The organism is Spirillospora sp. NPDC052242 (assembly GCF_040679555.1).
Lineage (GTDB): Bacteria > Actinomycetota > Actinomycetes > Streptosporangiales > Streptosporangiaceae > Spirillospora.
Genome location: NZ_JBFAUZ010000043.1, coordinates 44785 through 61460, shown reverse-complemented (window position 1 = coordinate 61460; position 16676 = coordinate 44785). Strand labels below are relative to the sequence as shown.

Annotated in this window: 16 protein-coding genes and 1 pseudogene; 6 read left to right on the top strand and 11 right to left on the bottom strand. The window is 73.4% G+C overall.

Going from position 1 to position 16676, the window contains the following annotated elements:
- Positions 1 to 21: 21 nt before the first annotated feature.
- Genes AB0L25_RS30130 through AB0L25_RS30105 form a run of 6 tightly spaced genes read right to left on the bottom strand, consistent with a single transcriptional unit; the run spans position 22 to position 5749 of the window.
- Entirely contained in the window at positions 22 to 855 is an 834-nt protein-coding gene (locus tag AB0L25_RS30130) for an ABC transporter permease (RefSeq protein ID WP_500176107.1), read from the bottom strand.
- Positions 852 to 1652: an ABC transporter ATP-binding protein gene (locus tag AB0L25_RS30125; RefSeq protein WP_500176106.1), complete on the bottom strand. Its 801-nt coding sequence runs from the start codon at positions 1650 to 1652 to the stop codon at positions 852 to 854. Before AB0L25_RS30125 ends, AB0L25_RS30130 begins: the two co-directional genes overlap by 4 nt.
- 1 nt (position 1653) lies before the next feature.
- Positions 1654 to 2673, bottom strand: a complete 1020-nt coding sequence (locus tag AB0L25_RS30120) for a dipeptidase (RefSeq protein ID WP_500176105.1) — start codon at positions 2671 to 2673, stop codon at positions 1654 to 1656.
- Positions 2674 to 2703: 30 nt separating this feature from the next.
- Positions 2704 to 3372: a hypothetical protein gene (locus AB0L25_RS30115; protein WP_500176104.1), complete on the bottom strand. Its 669-nt coding sequence runs from the start codon at positions 3370 to 3372 to the stop codon at positions 2704 to 2706.
- Complete coding sequence (locus tag AB0L25_RS30110; RefSeq protein ID WP_500176103.1) at positions 3369 to 4109, bottom strand: IclR family transcriptional regulator; 741 nt, start codon at positions 4107 to 4109, stop codon at positions 3369 to 3371. The genes AB0L25_RS30115 and AB0L25_RS30110 overlap by 4 nt, the downstream gene beginning before the upstream one ends.
- On the bottom strand, positions 4106 to 5749 hold the full coding sequence (locus AB0L25_RS30105; RefSeq protein WP_500176102.1) for a hypothetical protein: 1644 nt from the start codon (positions 5747 to 5749) through the stop codon (positions 4106 to 4108). The genes AB0L25_RS30110 and AB0L25_RS30105 overlap by 4 nt, the downstream gene beginning before the upstream one ends.
- A gap of 416 nt (positions 5750 to 6165) precedes the next feature.
- Here AB0L25_RS30105 and gabT point away from each other — a divergent pair, with 416 nt between their 5' ends.
- Both gabT and AB0L25_RS30095 read left to right on the top strand, forming a co-directional pair.
- Positions 6166 to 7530 carry a 4-aminobutyrate--2-oxoglutarate transaminase gene (gene gabT, locus AB0L25_RS30100; protein ID WP_500176101.1) on the top strand — a complete coding sequence of 455 codons (1365 nt, stop codon included), beginning with the start codon at positions 6166 to 6168 and terminating at the stop codon, positions 7528 to 7530.
- 135 nt (positions 7531 to 7665) lie between these two features.
- The gene (locus AB0L25_RS30095; RefSeq protein ID WP_500176100.1) at positions 7666 to 8697 is read left to right on the top strand and encodes an aldo/keto reductase; all 1032 of its coding nucleotides are present in this window, start codon (positions 7666 to 7668) and stop codon (positions 8695 to 8697) included.
- Here the strand turns inward: AB0L25_RS30095 and AB0L25_RS30090 are convergent.
- Both AB0L25_RS30090 and AB0L25_RS30085 read right to left on the bottom strand, forming a co-directional pair.
- Entirely contained in the window at positions 8694 to 9569 is an 876-nt protein-coding gene (locus AB0L25_RS30090; protein WP_500176099.1) for a helix-turn-helix domain-containing protein, read from the bottom strand. The two genes, AB0L25_RS30095 and AB0L25_RS30090, sit on opposite strands and share 4 nt — an antisense overlap.
- 84 nt (positions 9570 to 9653) lie before the next feature.
- Positions 9654 to 9761 carry an SDR family oxidoreductase gene (locus AB0L25_RS30085; RefSeq protein WP_500176122.1) on the bottom strand — a complete coding sequence of 36 codons (108 nt, stop codon included), beginning with the start codon at positions 9759 to 9761 and terminating at the stop codon, positions 9654 to 9656.
- Positions 9762 to 9857: 96 nt separating this feature from the next.
- Here AB0L25_RS30085 and AB0L25_RS30080 point away from each other — a divergent pair.
- Positions 9858 to 10016: pseudogene (locus AB0L25_RS30080) on the top strand (fumarylacetoacetate hydrolase family protein); the annotation flags it as partial.
- On the opposite strand, the gene AB0L25_RS30075 reads toward AB0L25_RS30080, so the two are convergent.
- Positions 10011 to 10358, bottom strand: a complete 348-nt coding sequence (locus AB0L25_RS30075) for a winged helix-turn-helix transcriptional regulator (RefSeq protein WP_500176098.1) — start codon at positions 10356 to 10358, stop codon at positions 10011 to 10013. The pseudogene AB0L25_RS30080 and the gene AB0L25_RS30075 sit on opposite strands and share 6 nt — an antisense overlap.
- An 89-nt stretch (positions 10359 to 10447) precedes the next feature.
- On the opposite strand from AB0L25_RS30075, the gene AB0L25_RS30070 reads away from it, so the two are divergent.
- Positions 10448 to 11110: an NADPH-dependent F420 reductase gene (locus tag AB0L25_RS30070; protein ID WP_500176097.1), complete on the top strand. Its 663-nt coding sequence runs from the start codon at positions 10448 to 10450 to the stop codon at positions 11108 to 11110.
- Positions 11111 to 11480: 370 nt separating this feature from the next.
- Here AB0L25_RS30070 and AB0L25_RS30065 read toward each other — a convergent pair whose 3' ends face one another.
- On the bottom strand, positions 11481 to 12713 hold the full coding sequence (locus AB0L25_RS30065) for an RNA polymerase sigma factor (RefSeq protein ID WP_500176096.1): 1233 nt from the start codon (positions 12711 to 12713) through the stop codon (positions 11481 to 11483).
- On the bottom strand, positions 12713 to 13051 hold the full coding sequence (locus AB0L25_RS30060; RefSeq protein WP_500176095.1) for a YciI family protein: 339 nt from the start codon (positions 13049 to 13051) through the stop codon (positions 12713 to 12715). The genes AB0L25_RS30065 and AB0L25_RS30060 overlap by 1 nt, the downstream gene beginning before the upstream one ends.
- Positions 13052 to 13305: 254 nt before the next feature.
- Here AB0L25_RS30060 and AB0L25_RS30055 point away from each other — a divergent pair, with 254 nt between their 5' ends.
- Entirely contained in the window at positions 13306 to 15504 is a 2199-nt protein-coding gene (locus AB0L25_RS30055) for a DUF4132 domain-containing protein (protein WP_500176094.1), read from the top strand.
- Between the two features lie 46 nt (positions 15505 to 15550).
- The gene (locus tag AB0L25_RS30050; protein ID WP_500176093.1) at positions 15551 to 16663 is read left to right on the top strand and encodes a DUF6183 family protein; all 1113 of its coding nucleotides are present in this window, start codon (positions 15551 to 15553) and stop codon (positions 16661 to 16663) included.
- The last annotated feature ends 13 nt before the right edge of the window (positions 16664 to 16676 follow it).

Sequence of the window (16676 nt, the reverse complement as noted above, 5' to 3'; positions counted from 1 at the left end):
CGGGTCCTCCTCCTGTCCGGGTCACGCCCGGTAGCGGGCCAGCAGCCGGTTGAGCACCGCCATGGACAGCCAGATCGCCACCCCGAAGAAGCCCATGACGATCAGCAGTGCGTAGGTCGCGGCGATCGCCCCGTTCTGCGTGGCCGCCTGGATGGCGAAGCCCAGGCCCTCCCGCGCCGAGACGAACTCGGCCACGATGGCGCCGATCAGCGCGAGGACGGCCGCGGTGTTCAGCGCGGGGAGGATGTAGGAGACCGCGTGCGGGATCCGCAGCTTGAACAGGATCTGCCAGCGTCCCGCCCGTACCGACCGGAACAGGTTGTACTGGTCCTCGCCCACGCTCGCGAGGCCCACCATCGCGTTGACCAGCAGCGGGAAGAACGCGAGGAGCGCGGCCAGGAACGCCTTGGGCGCCAGGCCGTACCCGAAGCCCGCGATGACCATCGGGGCGATGGCCACCTTGGGGAAGGTCTGGATCACCACGAGGTAGGGGTAGACGGCCTTGTGGACGGTCTCGGAGAAGGTGAACGCGACCGCGAGCACGAACGCCAGCACCGCGGCGCACACGAGCCCGACCAGCGTCTCGAAGGCCGTCGCGTAGATGTTCGGCCACAGCGCCCCGGAGGCGACCATGTCGCCCAGCGCGGCGAAGACGTCCTGCGGCGGCGCGATGAGCAGCGGCGACACCCATTCGCGTTCCGCCGCCAGGTACCAGAGCAGCAGGGTGCCGAGCAGGATCGCGACGCCGAGGACGCCGGCCCGGACGTTGACGTTGCCGAGCGGCCTCGCCCGTCCGGGCACGGTCCGCGCTCCGGTGGTCGAGGCGGGCGCGGTGGAGGTCTGCGGTGCGGTCACTGGCTCTTCACCTGCTCGAGAGAGGCCCGGACGCGCTGGGTGGCCTCGAAGAACTCCGCGGTCCCGCGCGCCTCGCGCCGTCGTGGTCGGGGGAGGTCGATGTCGATCACCTCGTGGACGCCGCCCGGCCTGGCCCGCATGACGACGATCCGGTCGGACAGGTAGACCGCCTCGCTGATGCTGTGCGTGACGAACAGGACGGTCTTGGGTTCGTCGTGCCAGACCCGCAGCAGCTCGTCGTTGAGGTCCTCGCGCGTGAACTCGTCGAGCGCGCCGAACGGCTCGTCCATCAGCAGCAGCCGCGGGCCGTCGATGAGGGAGCGGGCGATCGCGGCTCGCTGCTCCATGCCTCCCGACAGCTCGCGAGGGAGGCTGCCCGCGAAGTCCTGCAACCGCATCGTGGCCAGCAGCTCGTCGGCCCGGCGGCCCGCTGCCGCGCGTTCGCCGCCGCGCAGCTCGACCGGGAGCAGGATGTTCTGCCGGATCGTCCGCCAGGACAGCAGCGTCGGCTTCTGGAAGGCCACGCTCACCCCCGGCGGGGGCTCGGTCACCGTGCGCCCGTCGATCTCGACGCTGCCGCCGGTGGCCGCCAGCAGACCGGCGATGATCTTCAGCAGGGTGCTCTTGCCGCACCCGCTGGGGCCGATGAGGGACACGAACTCGCCCGGCCGGACGTCCAGCGTGGTCGGGGAGAGCGCGTCCACGGCGGTGCGTCCCCGCCGGTACGTCATGGCGGCGCCGCGGACGGCGACGGCCGCCCCGGTCCGGGGCTCGGTGCCCGTTTCGGCGATGCCCATCTCACTGCCCTCCGCTCGCGAGCGCGGGCTCGCGGGTGGCGGATCCGGCGGGTTCCGCGACCCCGAGCACCTCGTCGTAGAACCGCAGCCAGTTGCCGCCCATGAGCGCCGCCACCTCGCCGGCGGAGAAGCCGCGGGCCCGCAGCGCCTCGTCCAGGACGGGGAAGTCGCCGGGGCCGCGGAACCACGAGGGCGGACCGCTGCTCGCCGCGCCGGTGGCCAGGCCCGCGCCCTCCTGGGGACGCCGGCTCCAGCGGCCGCTGCGCATCCAGGCCCGGTACTCGTCGGTGCCGCCGACGTTCGCGTCGGTGCCGATGCCGACGTGCGCGGCGCCCGCGATGTCGACCGTCCGCGCGACCATCTCCGACCACGCCTCGGGCGTGTCGATGAAGCCGCGGGTCAGGTTGTGGTACGTCGTCACGCCGATGACGCCGCCGCGTTCGGCCATCGCCTCCAGCACCTCGCGGGGCTTGTTGCGGGGATGCTCGGTGATGTCGGAGCAGTTCGCGTGGGTGATGGCGACCGGACGTCCCGAAGCGTGGATCGCGTCCAGCGTGGTCCGGTTTCCGACGTGGGACAGGTCGATGACCATGCCCACGCGGTTCATCCGCTCGACGACCTCGTGGCCGAACCGGGTGAGGCCCGAGTCGACCGGCTCGTAGCAGCTGCCGCCGATGTCGTTCTGGATGTTGTAGGTGAGCTGGACGACGCGGACGCCGATCTCGGCGAAGAAGTCGACGTAGGCCAGCCGTCCCTGGAGCATCGAGGAGTTCTGGAACCCCAGGATCAGGGCGGTGCGTCCCTCGGCCGCCAGCCGCCGGACGTCACCGGCGGTGCGGGCGATCCCCACGAGGTCGGCGTTGTCCTCGGCGAAGTACCGCCAGGCCGCCACCGCGTCCAGCGACTCCGTCGCGTCCTCCCAGAAACCGCAGGTCGTGGTGACCGCGTCGATGCGCGCCCGGCGCAGCGTCACCAGCTGCTCGCGGGTCATCCGCGAGCAGTTGAGTCCGTCGATGTACACGGCGTCTCCTTTACGGGGTGGGGGAGGAGGTCAGAGGATTCCGGACGGGGGCGGCGCCATCCCGGTGTGCAACCGGGACAGATCGGTGTCGATGCTGAGCGCCTCGTTGGAGGCGTAGTAGAGGGGCCACCAGACCTCGGCGGGCACCTCGATGCCGGTGCCGATCAGCGACGGCGGCGCCGCCGCCGCGGCGGGTCGCACCTCCACCCGCGCGTCCGTGCCCTCGACGGCGACGGTCAGGCCGAGGCCGAGCGCCGCCGCCCACAGCGAACCCGCTTCGAGCAGGTCGGCGTCGGCCAGGCCGTGCACCGTCACCGGGTCGCCGGGGCCGTCCGCGAACGCGCCCGCCAGCACGGGCGCGCCCACCAGCAGGGCGCTCCGCCCGCCCGCGTCGATGCTGCGGGGGCCGGTCCGGCGCGGCGGCGTCCAGGCGGGACGGTCCGCGCCGCCGGCGAACGCGGCGCCGAGCCGCGCCAGCGCGCTCCGGCCGAACCGGTCCACGCAGTCCACCACGAAGTCCCGGGCGCCGGGGCAGGCCCCGGCCGGGACGCCGGCCACCAGCAGCAGCCGCTCGCAGACCAGCCGGATCTCGCGCCGGTGGACGGTGACCGTCCCGGCCATCGACTCGGGGGGCGTGACGGCGCTGATGTCGGGCCGCAGATCCAGCCCGTGGGTGTCGTGGTCGAGGTCGAGTCTCATCCGTGCGTCCTTTCCTCGGCGATCAGCTCGCCGGAAGCGTTGCGCGCCATCTCGAGCAGCCGCCGGGTCATCTCCGCCGCGACCGTCTCGTCCACCCGGACCGCCGGCGCGATGACGCTCAGTGCTCCCATGCAGTGGCCGCGGACCATCAGCGGGACCGCCACCGCGGTGATGTCGCTGCCCAGCCATTCGCTGCGCACCAGCGCGAAGCCGCGGTCGGCGACCTCCGCGTAGACCTCGGGCGGGGCCAGCTCGGCGCCGCCGGCGCGCAGCCGGTCGCGTTCGCGCTCGGAGAGGTGGGCGACGATCGCCTTGCCGGAGGCCGACGTGGTGATGGAGATGCTCGTCTGGAACTTCTGCCGCTGGTAGATGCCCACCGGCTCGGCGCGTTCCACGATGAACAGGCCGCCCTGGTCCAGGACGGCGAACGACACCGCCTCGCCCAGGTCGGCCGCGATCTGGCGCATGCGCGGCTGGAGGATCTCGGCGATGTCGGCCTGGGCGGAGCGCATCCGGGCCAGGACCGACACGTGGTGGCTCAGGTGGTAGCGGCCCGCGTCGTCCTGGACGAGCCAGCCCGCCTCCTTCGCGGTGTGCAGGTACTGGTGCATCGCCCCCCGGCTCCACCCGAACCGGTCGGCCAGCTCCGCGACGGTGACCGGACCGCTGGAGAAGCCGACCGCGTCGATGATCTCCAGCATCTTGCGCGCGGTGGTGAGGACCTTCGTCCCGGTCACCGGCGGCCTCCGGCCCACCAGAAACGCTCACCGGGCTCGCCCAGTTCCTCCCGGGGCGGCGCGTGCTCGAAGATCAGGCCGCGCAGCGTGCGCCGCTGGACGTCCAGGGTCTTCTCCAGGCCGAAGCAGAACGCGTTGAGGACGTGGATCAGGTAGGCGGGGACCAGCTCGTCGTCCCGGTAGTCGACCCGCGCCAGCGCGTACGGGCTGTCGGTGAGGTTCTGGACGAGCGCGGTCGCGCGGAACGCGGCGGGATGCTCGAGCAGCAGGTCGCCGACGTTCCGCCCGCCGTCCGTCCCGTCCAGCAGGGCGAGCAGCGCACCGACCTCCTCCACCGGGTTGGTCGCGAGGTCGTAGGTCCCCTCCGGGATCTCCCGCACGTGACCGGAGCGGGGCTCCTCCGAGGCGCGCGACTTGTACCAGACGCGATTGCGGAGATCGTCGCGGTTGCGGGGGTAGTCCGCCGTCCAGGGCACCGTGGCGTGGACCGCGTCCCGCAGCCGCGACACGGGCCAGGTGGGATCGGGCCGCATCGACTCGTCCACGACCAGTTCGCCGAGCCGCGGCTCCCAGGCGCCGCGGTCGAGTTCCAGCGCGATGGACCGGAACAGCTCGACCGCCTCGGGCCCGGTCCCCGGCGAGCGGGCCGACTCGACGGCGCCGAGCGCGAGCCCCGTCCCCTCGGCGCGGGCGCGGGCGCGCCGGGCCCGCAGCTCCCGCCGCAGGTGGCGGAGCTCCTGGGCGACCAGCGGGCCGCTCGGGAACAGGCGGTACGGGGTCGAGTCCGCCTCCTTCGTCTCGATGACGCGGCTGAGGAGATCGTCGAACAGGTCCAGTTCGGGCGCGTCCGCCGTCCAGGTGAGGCTCAGGGCGCGCGCCGTGCTCTCCTCGTACAGCCCGATCCACCGGGACACCAGGCGCGGACGGTTCATGAAGAACAGCACCAGCCCCAGGGCCGAGCCGTTGCCGACGGCCACGCGCCGCTTCAGCTCCGGCGACAGGCGGGCCGCACGGGCGTTCCGCAGCCGGGCCAGCGACTCGACGAGGTCGAACGAGATCTCCCGCATCATGTAGGCCGAGAGCATCTGCGCGTGGTACGGCAGCGCCAGCGGATGGTCCGGGCCGTACGCGCCGAAGTCGACGGTGCCGAACGTGCCGTTGCCGTCCAGACCGGTGTTGCGGAGCAGGTAGCCGGCCTCCAGCAGCCGTTCCTCGTCGGGACGGTCGCCCGCCGCGAGGGCCTGCCGGACCTCGTCGAACGCCCGGAGGCTGCGGTTGGCGCGGAACCAGATCAGCGTCCGGTCGGCCGCGCGCCCCGCGTACAGCTTGGGCATCTCGCGGCGGGTCTGCTCGATGCGTTCCTCGTCGGGCTCGCCCTCCATGAGCGCGCCGAGCACGTCCCAGCTCGACCCGATGATCCGCGGGGTCCGGTTGACCATGCGGGGCTCGGTGGAGAACGCGACCACCGAGAGCACGTGACCGCCGGCGTCGATCCGGTAGACCAGCGTTCCGTTCCCCTCCGGGGTCAGGTCCGCGCGCACCAGGTCGATCTTCCAGCGTTCGCGGGTCATCCGGTCCATCAGGGTCCGGGTCGCGCTGAGCGGGTTGGCGGGGAGCGCGGCCAGCCGGCGCGGATGCATGACCGCCGCCGGGGGGCGGGGCGCCGCGCGTCCCGGAGCGGGGGGCACCGCACGTTGCGTCGCCTCGAACGACATTTACCCTCGATCCATTTATATTGGACGTTGTCCTATATTGAGTAAGCGGAACCGTAGGCAGCCCCTCCGGCGGACGTCAAGGGGCGACTTCGCGGCGCGCATGGATTTCTCCGCCTTTGCCGACCACCTCGCCCGCCCCGCGGAATCGCAGGTCAACGGCCCGGGCGGCGAGGCGCGCGGTCCTTCCTGAGCGGGGGAAAAGTCTCGGGAATCGGGACCACGGCGTATAGACCGGGCGGCACGCCCCGCGCGCGGTCAACATACGGGGCGTCCATTCAGACCGGAGGAATTCGCCGTCCCGTACGTACGCCCCCGCCGAGGGCCGCGCCTATGTTCGCCACATGATCAGCCAGGACAGCACCCTCCCGGCGGCCGGTGCCGCCCGTCTCCCGCAGGAACGCCGCGTCGTCACCGACATCCCCGGCCCGAACTCGCGGGCGCTGGCCGAGCGCCGCAAGGCGGCCGTCGCGCAGGGCGTCGGCAGCGTGCTGCCCGTCCAGGTGACGGACGCGGACGGCGGCGTGGTCGTGGACGCCGACGGCAACTCGTTCATCGACTTCGGGTCCGGCATCGCGGTGACCAACGTCGGCAACGCCAACCCGCGCGTGGTGGAGCGGGTGAAGGCGCAGGTCGAGCGGTTCACCCACACGTGCTTCATGGTCGCGCCCTACGAGGGGTACGTCGCGGTCTGCGAGAACCTCAACCGCATCACGCCCGGCGACCACGAGAAGCGCTCGATCCTGGTCAACAGCGGCGCCGAGGCCGTGGAGAACGCCGTCAAGATCGCCCGGTACGCGACCGGGCGGCAGGCCGTCGTGGTGTTCGACCACGGCTACCACGGCCGGACGCTGCTGACGATGACGCTCACCGCCAAGAACATGCCCTACAAGCACGGCTTCGGCCCGTACGCGCCCGAGGTGTACCGGATGCCGCTCGCCTACCCCTACCGCTGGCCGACCGGCCCGGACGACTGCGGACCGGAGGCCGCCGCGCAGGCGATCGACCAGATCACCAAGCAGATCGGCCCGGAGAACCTCGCGGCGATCCTCGTCGAGCCGATCCAGGGCGAGGGCGGATTCATCGAACCCGCGCCCGGCTTCCTGCCCGCCCTCGCCGAGTTCTGCCGCACCAGCGGCGCCCTGTTCATCGCCGACGAAGTACAGACCGGCTTCGCCCGCACCGGCGACCTGTTCGCGTGCGAGCACGAGGGGCTCGTCCCGGACCTGATCGCCACCGCGAAGGGCATCGCGGGCGGCCTGCCGCTGGCCGCCGTCACCGGCCGCGCCGACATCATGGACGCCGTGCACGCGGGCGGCCTCGGCGGCACCTACGGCGGCAACCCCCTGGCCTGCGAGGCCGCCCTCGCCGTCCTGGAAGAGATCGACGAACACGACCTCACCGCCCGCGCCCGCCGCGTCGGCGAGATCATGCTGCCCCGGCTGCGCGCCATGGCCGGACGGTTCCCCGCGATCGGCGACGTCCGCGGCCGCGGCGCGATGATCGCGATCGAGCTCGTGCGGCCCGGCACCAAGGACCCCGACCCGGCCCTGACCGCCGAGATCGCCCGCCGCTGCCACGCGCGCGGCCTGCTCGCCCTGACCGCCGGCACCTACGGCAACGTCCTGCGCTTCCTCCCGCCGCTGACCATCCCCGAGCACCTGCTGACCGAGGGCCTGGACGTCCTGGAGGAGGCCTTCGCCGCCTGACCCTCGCCGCCCGCCCCGTGCCTGCGGCGCAGGCGGCACGATCCTGCAACCCGCACGGTCGTGAAAGACGCCCCGGACCCCTCCCCGGCAGCATCGAGAACGCAAGAGAGCCGTTCTCACCTGCGAGGAGACCTCATGGCGGCGGACCACCCATCACGGCGGACAGTGATCAAGGGCGCCGGCGGCGCCGCGCTGGCGACGGCCGGCTGGACGGCGGGGACGAGCGGCGCCGCGGCCGCGTCCGGGCCGCGTGATCTGCTCACCCGGCCGTTCCCGGGGACCGGTGAGCGGGTTCCGGCGGTCGGCCTGGGCACGTTCATGACGTTCGACCGGCTGCCGCACACCCCGCGCGGCCACCTGCGCGAGGTGCTGCGCCGGTTCCACGCCGCGGGCGGCCGGGTCGTCGACACGTCCGCGCTCTACGGCATGTCCGAGACGAACGTGGGCCTGTTCGCGCGGGAGCTGGGCATCACCGACCGGCTGTTCCTGACCGACAAGAGCTGGGTGTGCGGGGAGTACCTGAACGACCACTCCCACGCGCGCCGCCAGTTCGAGCAGTCGCTGCGCCGCCTGCACCGGCGGCGGCTGGAGGCCGTCCAGGTGCACAGCCTCACCAATACGGCGATGGTGCTGCCGTTCCTGCGGAGGCTGAAGGAGCAGGGCCGCATCCGGTACCTCGGCGTCACCCACCACGAGATCCCCGAGCAGTCGGCGGCGGTCGAGCGCTGGATCCGCACCGGCGACCTGGACGTCGTGCAGGTCCGGTACTCGATCTTCATGCGGGAGGCGGAGCGGCGCATCCTGCCCGCCGCGGCCGACCACGGCACCGCCGTCATGGTCAACATGCCGCTGGAGAAGGCGCGGCTGCCCGACCTGGTCCGCGGGCGGCGGCTGCCCGGGTTCGCCCGCGAGATCGGCTGCTCGACGTGGGCGCAGTTCTTCCTCAAGTACGTCCTGTCGCACCCGGCGGTGACGTGCGTGCTGCCGGCCACGACCGTCCCCGACCACGCCGAGGAGAACGCGGCGGCCATGCGCGGCACGCTGCCCGACTCCGAGATGCGCGCCCGGATGGTGCGGCACATGGAGTCGATCCCGGGGTTCGCCGAGATCGACCGGCGGCCGTGGTACCCGGGCAAAACGTTCACCGGCGGGCAGGTGAAGCTCTAGGCGCGGTAGCGGGCCGGGGTCGCCCCGTACCTGCGGCGGAACGCGGTCGTCAGATGGCTCTGACTGGACAGCCCGACCTGGTACGCGATGTCGGCGATGGACAGATCGGCGCGCCCGCGCAGCAGCCGGGCGGCCCGCTCCAGCCGCCGCTCGGTCACGTACCGGTGCGGCGGGACGCCGGTCGCGGCGCGGAACGCGCGGGCGAAACCGTACCGGTCCATCCCGGCGACCCCGGCCAGCACGTCCAGCCGCAGGTCCTCGCCGAGCCGGTCCTCGATGTGGTCGAGGACCCCGCGCAACGTCCGTCCGTCCAGGCGCGCGGGGACCACCTGCCGGGCCGCGCCGCCGGAGTAGCGCCGCACGAGGTGCAGCAGCACCGCCGTGGCGACGCTGTCGGCGAAGAGCCGGTCGGCGGCCCCGCCGCCCCCCTCCGCCGTTCTCTCCACCAGAACGGACGCCATCTGGTGGAGGAACGGGTCGGGACGGTTGGTGTGCGGGACGAACTCGATCCGTGCAGGGTCCCCGAGCGGGCCGAGAGCCTCCGGAAGGTCCGGGGCGAGGCGCAGCGCGGCGTAGGTGATGGTCGAGTCCCGGTAGAGGGTGCGGCGTGCGCGCCCGGCGGGGATGAACGTCGTCGCGCCGGGGAAGTCGGCGCTCTCCACCGGGCGCTCGCCCTCGACGGCGGCCGTGGTGTGGCCGCCGCGGCAGGCCAACGTGACGAACAGCAGGTGATCGGGCCGCCGGGTGAGGCCCTCGGTGCCGTCGGCGACCCGCCAGCGGACGTGGTCGACGCCCAGCCCGTCCCAGTCCGCCGACCGCCGCCACAGATCACGCCCACCGTACTCATGGACGACCGCCGCCCGCCTCCCCATAGCACCTCCCAAGCCCCACCCAGCCACCCAACCCACTCAAGCCGAAAGACGCGATAAAGACCCATTCCAGGCTGGCCGGACGGGTCAGGCGGTGGTGCCGTCGTCGGCGAGGAGTGTGCTGCCCGTCATGAAGTTCGACAGGTCGGACGCGCAGAACAGGGCGACGCGCGCGATGTCGTCCGGAGAACCGATCCGGCCGAGCCACAGCAGCCCGGCGCCGCGTGCCGCGCCCAGCGTCGCCTCGGTGTCGGTGACGTCGACCAGCCGGACGTCCCCTCGTCCTTCTTCACCCTGGTGCCGGGGGACGTCGTCCTCAGCGGTACACCGGCCGGATGCGGCGACTTCAGGACGCCGTCCGTCGCCCTGCGTCCCGGCGACGTGGTCGGGGTCGAGCTTCCCGGGCTCGGCCGCCAGCGCTCCACCGTTGCCGCCGGCGGCGTCTTATGACGTCGCCGACAGTTCGGCCTGGTTCTCCGCAGCCCACTCGGCGAGATGGGCCAAGGGGCCGCTCGCGAACGACGCCCCCAGGGCCGTGAGCTCGTAGACGGCGGCGTCGCGCGGTGATTCGCGCGGGGTCCTCGCGACCAGGCCGCGTGCGGTCAAGCGCCGGAGGGATTCGGTCAGCACCTTGTCGCTCGCCCCGGCGCAGCGTTCCAGGAGAACGCTGCGCCGGGTCGGCCCCATGCGCAGGGCCGAGACGACGACGGGGTCCCACGTGTGGCTGATGAGTTCGACCGCGGCTCGCACGTGGCAGTCCGACACGAAGGTCTCGCAGCCCGCTTCGTTCATCGGTCCAGCCTACGAGCGCGCTCCTACCGATCGGTAGGAGGCGGCTTCCTAGCGTCGTCGTGACACGTCACGAGACGAAGGAGATCAACGTGGAGATCGGACTGCTGGGCACCGGGAACCTCGCGGTGGCGCTCGGGAAGGCGTGGGCGGCCGCCGGGCACTCGGTCGTGGTCACGGGCCGCGCCCCGGACCGTGCGAAGATCGCCGCGGAGCGGATCGGCTCCGCCGCGACGCCGGTGGACCCGGGCCGGCTCGCGGAGCGGGCCGATGCCGTCGTGGTGGCGATCGCATGGGACGGGCTGGAGGAGGCCCTGACACTCGTCGGCGGTCCCGACGGAACGCTGTCGGGGAAGACCGTCATCGACTGCACCAACCCGATCGACTACACGACCGGGCACCTGCTTCCGGAGACGGGGTCGGCCGCCGAGCTGGTCGCCGAAGTGGCGGCCGGCGCCCGTGTGGTCAAGGCGCTGCACCTGTTCGCCGGCGCGTCGTGGCCGTTCACCGGTGAGGCGGACGCCTCGCCGGTCGTCGCGATCTGCGGCGACGACGCGGGCGCCCTGGACGAGACCGCCGTGCTGATCGGCGACCTCGGAGCGCGCACCGCCGTGCTGGGCGGGCTCGCGGCAGCCCGGCAGGCCGAGGAAGCCGCCGGATTCGTCATGCGGGTGGTCACCGCCGGTGCGAACCCGCGCCTCGCGGTCCCGGACGTGGACCCGGCCCTTCTCAGCGCGGGTGCCGCAGACCAGTGACGCCGCCATCACCGGAACACGGGCGCTGCATCGACCGGTCGCCCGGCGTTCGAGCGCTTTGATGCCGCACCGCTCGGCGTGGCGCTCGCGGCGGTCGGCCGGATCGACCCCGGCCGGCCGCCGCGGGCCCGCACTGGTTCTGCACCGCCCTGCTTGCAGGCGGGTCAGGTCAAGAAGTTCCGTCGGCTTCGTGACGCGCGGCCGCCATCCGGACGACCGGCGGGCCACGCTCGTCGCGCTCACCGGCAAGGGCACCGCGACCATGGGCGGTCTGCGGGCGAGTACGACCAGGGCGCGGCCCGGCTGTTCGACGGGATCGCGGCGTCCGACCTGGAGACGTGCTGATCAGCGGACGGGCGGGGACTCGTGTTCACTCATGGTCGAGTCGGCTCTCGATCAGCGCCTGCTGCGCGGGGTTGGCGGTGAGCTCCAGGGCCCGCCGGTCAGCGTCGCGGGCGTCGCCGGGACGGTCGAGGGCGCGGAGGAGTTCGGCTCTGGTGGCGTGGTACAGCGGGTAGCGCTCGAGGGTCGCGCGCTCGGCGTCGGAGAGGGCGTCCAGGTCGGCCAGCGCGTTGCGGGCGCCGCCGCGGGGGCCGGGATGGTGGTGCAGGGCGATGGCGCGCTGGAGCCGGTGCACCGGGGACGGCGCCATGGCCAGCAGCATGTCGTACAGCACGACGATCTGCGGCCAGTCGGTGTCGTCCCAGGTCGGCGCCTCGGCGTGGCAGGCGACGATCGCGGCCTGCAGCTGGTACGGGCCCGGACGGCGGAGCGCCGCGGCGCGTTCGAGCAGCCGGATCCCCTCGGCGATGGCGTCGCGGTCCCAGCGGGCGCGGTCCTGGTCGCGCAGCAGCACCAGGCCGCCGCTGTCGAAGCGGGCGGCGGCGCGGGCCCGGTGCAGCCGGATGAGGGCGAGCAGGCCGAGGACCTCGGGTTGCCGCGGCATCAGCCACGCGAGCTGGCCGGCGAGCCACGCGGCGTCGGCCGCGAGGTCGGGCGCGTGCGTCCGTTCGCCGGCGCCGGCCAGGTAGCCCTCGTTGAACAGCAGGTAGATGACGGTCAGGACTTCGCGCAGCCGGTCGGGCAGGTCGGCGTCGGCGGGGACGCGGTAGGGGACGCCCGCCTCGGCGATCTTGCGTTTGGCGCGGGTGATGCGCTGGGAGACCGTCGGCTCGGGGATCAGGAACGCGGCGGCGATCTGGGCGGTGGTGAGCCCGCACACGGCCCGCAGGGTGAGCGCGACCCGCGCCGCCGGAGGCAGCGCGGGATGGCAGCAGGTGAACAGCAACTTCAGCCGGTCGTCGGGCTCGGCCGGCACCGGCCACCGCAACTGCGCCAGCTTGTCGCGCTGGACGGCCCGGCGGCGCAGCACGTCGATGCCGCGGCGGCGCGCGGTGGTCAGCAGCCACGCGTCCGGATGGTCGGGGATCCCCTCGACCGGCCAGCGCCGCAGCGCCGTCTCGACCGCGTCCTGGACGACGTCCTCGGCGGCGGCGAAGTCGTCCAGCACCCGCACCAGGCACGCGGTGAGCCGGCCCGCGTGCTCGCGCACGGTGCGGGCCAGCTCGGCGTGCACCCGCGGATCGGGGTGACCGGACGTCATCAGGTGATCGGGCGGATCTCGACGATCGGGCACGCCGGCCACGAGCGGGCCACCGCCATCGCCTCGTCCAGATCGGCGACCTCGATCTCGGCGTACCCGGACACGACCTCCTTGCCCTCCACGAACGGCCCGTCGGTGACGATCGCGTCCCCGCCCGACAGCCGCATCGTGGTGGCGGTCTCGGCGCCCTTCAGGTACGCGTGGTGGGTGATCACCGCGGCGTGCTCGGCGAACCAGCGCCCCACCGCCTCGAACGCCGCCTGCCGCTCGTCCTCGCCCATCGCCTCCAGCCCGCGCGGGTACTCCTCGGTCTCGACGAACATCAGCACGTACTTCACGCGCCTCTCCTTCCCTGGTCGCGGTGGGCGATCACTCGGCCGGTGGCGGGCAGTACGGGTCGATGCCGTTGTCGTGTCATCGTCTGCTCCTTTCGTCGGGAGACGGTCTTCACCCCCAAGACGAACGGGACCTCCGCCGATCCGACATCGCCGTCCACCGATTTCCTGACGCCGCCGATCTCCCGCGTCCGGCTGGGCGCGGGCCGCTCCGGCTTCCGGGGAACCGGTGGGGGCCGGGGGCCGTCTGTTCGATCATGAACCTTCCGGACCTCCCCGAAGCCGCCGCCGATTCGCTGCCCCGTGTGCTCGTCGCGCCCGCCTGGACGCGCGCGTCCGAGGCCTCCGCACCCGTCACCGTCCCCGGCCTGACGGCCCCGGACGAGGTGACGATCCACTGGACGGACGGCGCGTACGAGGCGTGGGCCGAGGCCGACATCAAGGAGTGGGCCGGCCACTACGGTGTGAAGCCGGACTGGGACCGGATCTGGCGGCCCGGCGACTGGCGCGACAGCGGGATCGTGCTCCCTCTGGTGTTCGCGCAGGCTCCCCTGGAGGTGGCCGAGCCGCTGCTACCCGAGTGGGAGACCACCGACACGCACCGGGTCGGCAACGCGATCAAGCGGACGGTGGCGCGGTTCGGGACGCGGGTCTACCCGCAGCTGCTGCCGGGGGCCAGGGGCAACGCGCGGATCTACGGGGAGTTCCTCCTGCCGTTCCGCAGCGCCGAGGTCGCCGGGCTCATGGCGGACTGGTTCACCCGCACCAAGGCCATGCGGAAGGTCGCGGCCACGTGGCTGGAGTGGCACGGCACCGGCGCCGCACGGCTGCTGGTGCCCGCCGCGCTCGGCAAGGCGGGCCCGGCCCGGCAGGCGGCCGAGGCCGCGCTGCGGCACATCGCCGCCGTCCACGACGGGGAGACGGTGCTGGCCGCCGCCCGCGAGTACGGCGACCGGGCCGCCGCCGCGCTGGAGACGTTCCTGGCGACCGACCCCCTCGACGTCGTCCCGCCGACCGTGCCCGCGACGCCCGACTGGCTGGACGCCGCCGCGCTCCCGCCCCTCCTGCTGCGCGACCGGAGCGCCCGCCTGCCGGACGGCTCGGTCGCGCATGTGCTCACGATCCTGGCGCTGTCGCCGCCCGACAGCCCGCACGCGGGCCTGCGGGTCGTCCGCGAGACCTGCGATCCGGCGTCGCTGGCCGCGTTCTCCCGGGCGGTGTTCCAGGCGTGGCTGGCGAACGGCATGCCGGCGCGGACGAACTGGGCGTTCACCCAGCTCGGCCTGCTCGGCGACGACGACGCCGCGCGCGACCTCACCCCGCTCCTGCGCAAGTGGCCGGGGGAGGGCGGGCACGCGCGCGCCGTCCTCGGTCTGGACGTGCTCGCCGCCATCGGCACCGACACCGCACTGACCTGCCTCAACCAGATCGCGCAGCGGGTCCGGTACAAGGGGCTGAAGGCGCAGGCCCGGGAACGGATCGACCGGATCGCCGAGCAGCGCGGCCTCACCGGCGACCAGCTCGCCGACCGGCTCGTCCCCACCCTCGACCTGGACGAGGACGGCGCCCTCACCCTCGACTACGGGCCCCGCACGTTCGCGATCGTCTTCGACGAGGCGCTCAAGCCGCAGGTCACCGACCAGGCGGGCAAGCTCCGCAAGGCGCTGCCCAAGCCCGGCGCGAAGGACGATCCCGAGCTGGCGCCCGCCGCCTACCAGCGGTTCTCGCGGCTGAAGAAGGACGCCCGCACCGTGGCGTCCGACCTGGTCCACCGGCTCGAACGCGCCATGGTCGACCGGCGCCGGTGGACCGCGGAGGAGTTCACCGACCAGTTCGTCCGCCATCCGCTGACGCGGCACCTCGCCCGCCGGCTGGTCTGGCTCGCCGTCACCGAGGAGGGCGCGCGCACGTTCCGGCTCGCCGAAGACCGCACCCTCGCGGACGCCGCCGACGACGCGTTCGTCCTCCCCGGCGACGCACGGATCGGCATCGCGCACCCCCTCGACCTGGGCGACGAGGCCGCGGCCTGGGGACAGGTCTTCGCCGACTACGAGATCCTGCAGCCGTTCCCGCAGCTCGGCCGGGAGATCCACCGCCTCACCGACGCGGAGGCGAAGGGCTTCCGGCTCGAGCGGTTCGAGGGCCTGACCGTCCCGACCGGGGCGATCCTCGGCCTGACGAACCGGGGCTGGGAGCGCGGCGTCCCGCAGGACGCGGGCATCGAGGACGCCTTCCTGCGTCCCCTGCCCGGGGACCGGTACGCGCTGCTCAACCTCGACCCCGGCTTCGTCGCGGCCGACACGCACGCGTTCGACGAGCACACGCTCGTGCACGTCTTCGTGTCGGACGACCGGTACGCGTTCGGAGGCGAGGCCCGGCTCGGCGACCTCGACGAGGTCACGGCGTCCGAACTGCTGCGCGACCTGACCGTCCTGGAAGACGCCGCCAAGTCCTGAACGCCCCCGGTCTCGGGCCGCACCGTTCTGCTGAGAGGAGCCGATCGTGGAGATCGAGGAAGCCGTCCGGCGGCTGGGGCTCGCCGACGACCACCGGGATCCGCACTGGAGAACGGCGACCCAGGTGGCCGACCGGACCGTCCGGAAGGCCGACCCGGCGTGGCTCGAGGAACTGCTCACCGCGCTGCTCCAGGTGCGGGAGCCCACCTATCCGATGCGCTACTGCTTCGAGGCGGCACTGCGGCGGCTGGCGACCGCGCCGGGCGGCGCGGAGCGGGTCGGGAGCGTCCACCGGATCGTCACCGATGCCCGGACCTGGGGCGATCGGCGGCGCGAACCCGCCGAGTACGCCGCATGGACGGCGGCCGGGCAGCCCGCGGAACACCTCCTGGCGTTCCTCGCCACCGCCGACCCCGCCGATGAGTTCGCGGCGTGCCTGCTCCAGGAGGCCGCGCTGCGCGGCGACGCGCGACGGGCGGCCGGGTTCGCCGCGAGGCTGCGCGCCACCGGACATCCCCTCGGCGGCCTGCCGCTGCGGCGGACCCCGGCCGAACGCGGCCACGGGCTGCCGCAGTATCCCGGGCTGCCCGCGCCCGACCGTCCGGACCCCGGGGGGAAGCCCGTGCCCGCGCCGGGCCCGGCCGACCTCGACGTGACGGCGACGGAGGTCGAGTGGCCCGACGCCCGCCGGGCTCGCAGCGCCATCCGGGCGTGGGTCTACGCCGACGCCGACTGCACGGAGGCCGGGCTGTACGCGCTGGACCGCCCGCTGGAGCCCGCCGACTTCGGCGCGTCGCTGCTGTTGCGCCTCGACGCGCAGAGCACCGCCCCGGACGCGACGTACCGCGTGGCCACGGGCGACGTCCTGACGAAGCTCTATTACGCGGCCTCGGGCGGCAGCGCGTACAACCCCGGGCTCCGGGGCGCGTACGGACGCCTCGCGTCCTGGGAATCGCTCGCCGCGCTGGTCGGCGCGGAGGAAGCCGGAGCGGACGAACGGGAGATCGCGGCGATCGAGCACCTCGCCGACCGGTGCGCCTGGCTTTTCTACACCTCCCAGTGGCATATCCAGACCCACCCCTCGATGGACGTGGGGATCGCCGTTCTCCGCCCCGATCACCGGACGGTCGCGATCCTCGCGGCCACCGACAGCGACTGAGCCACCGCCGGCG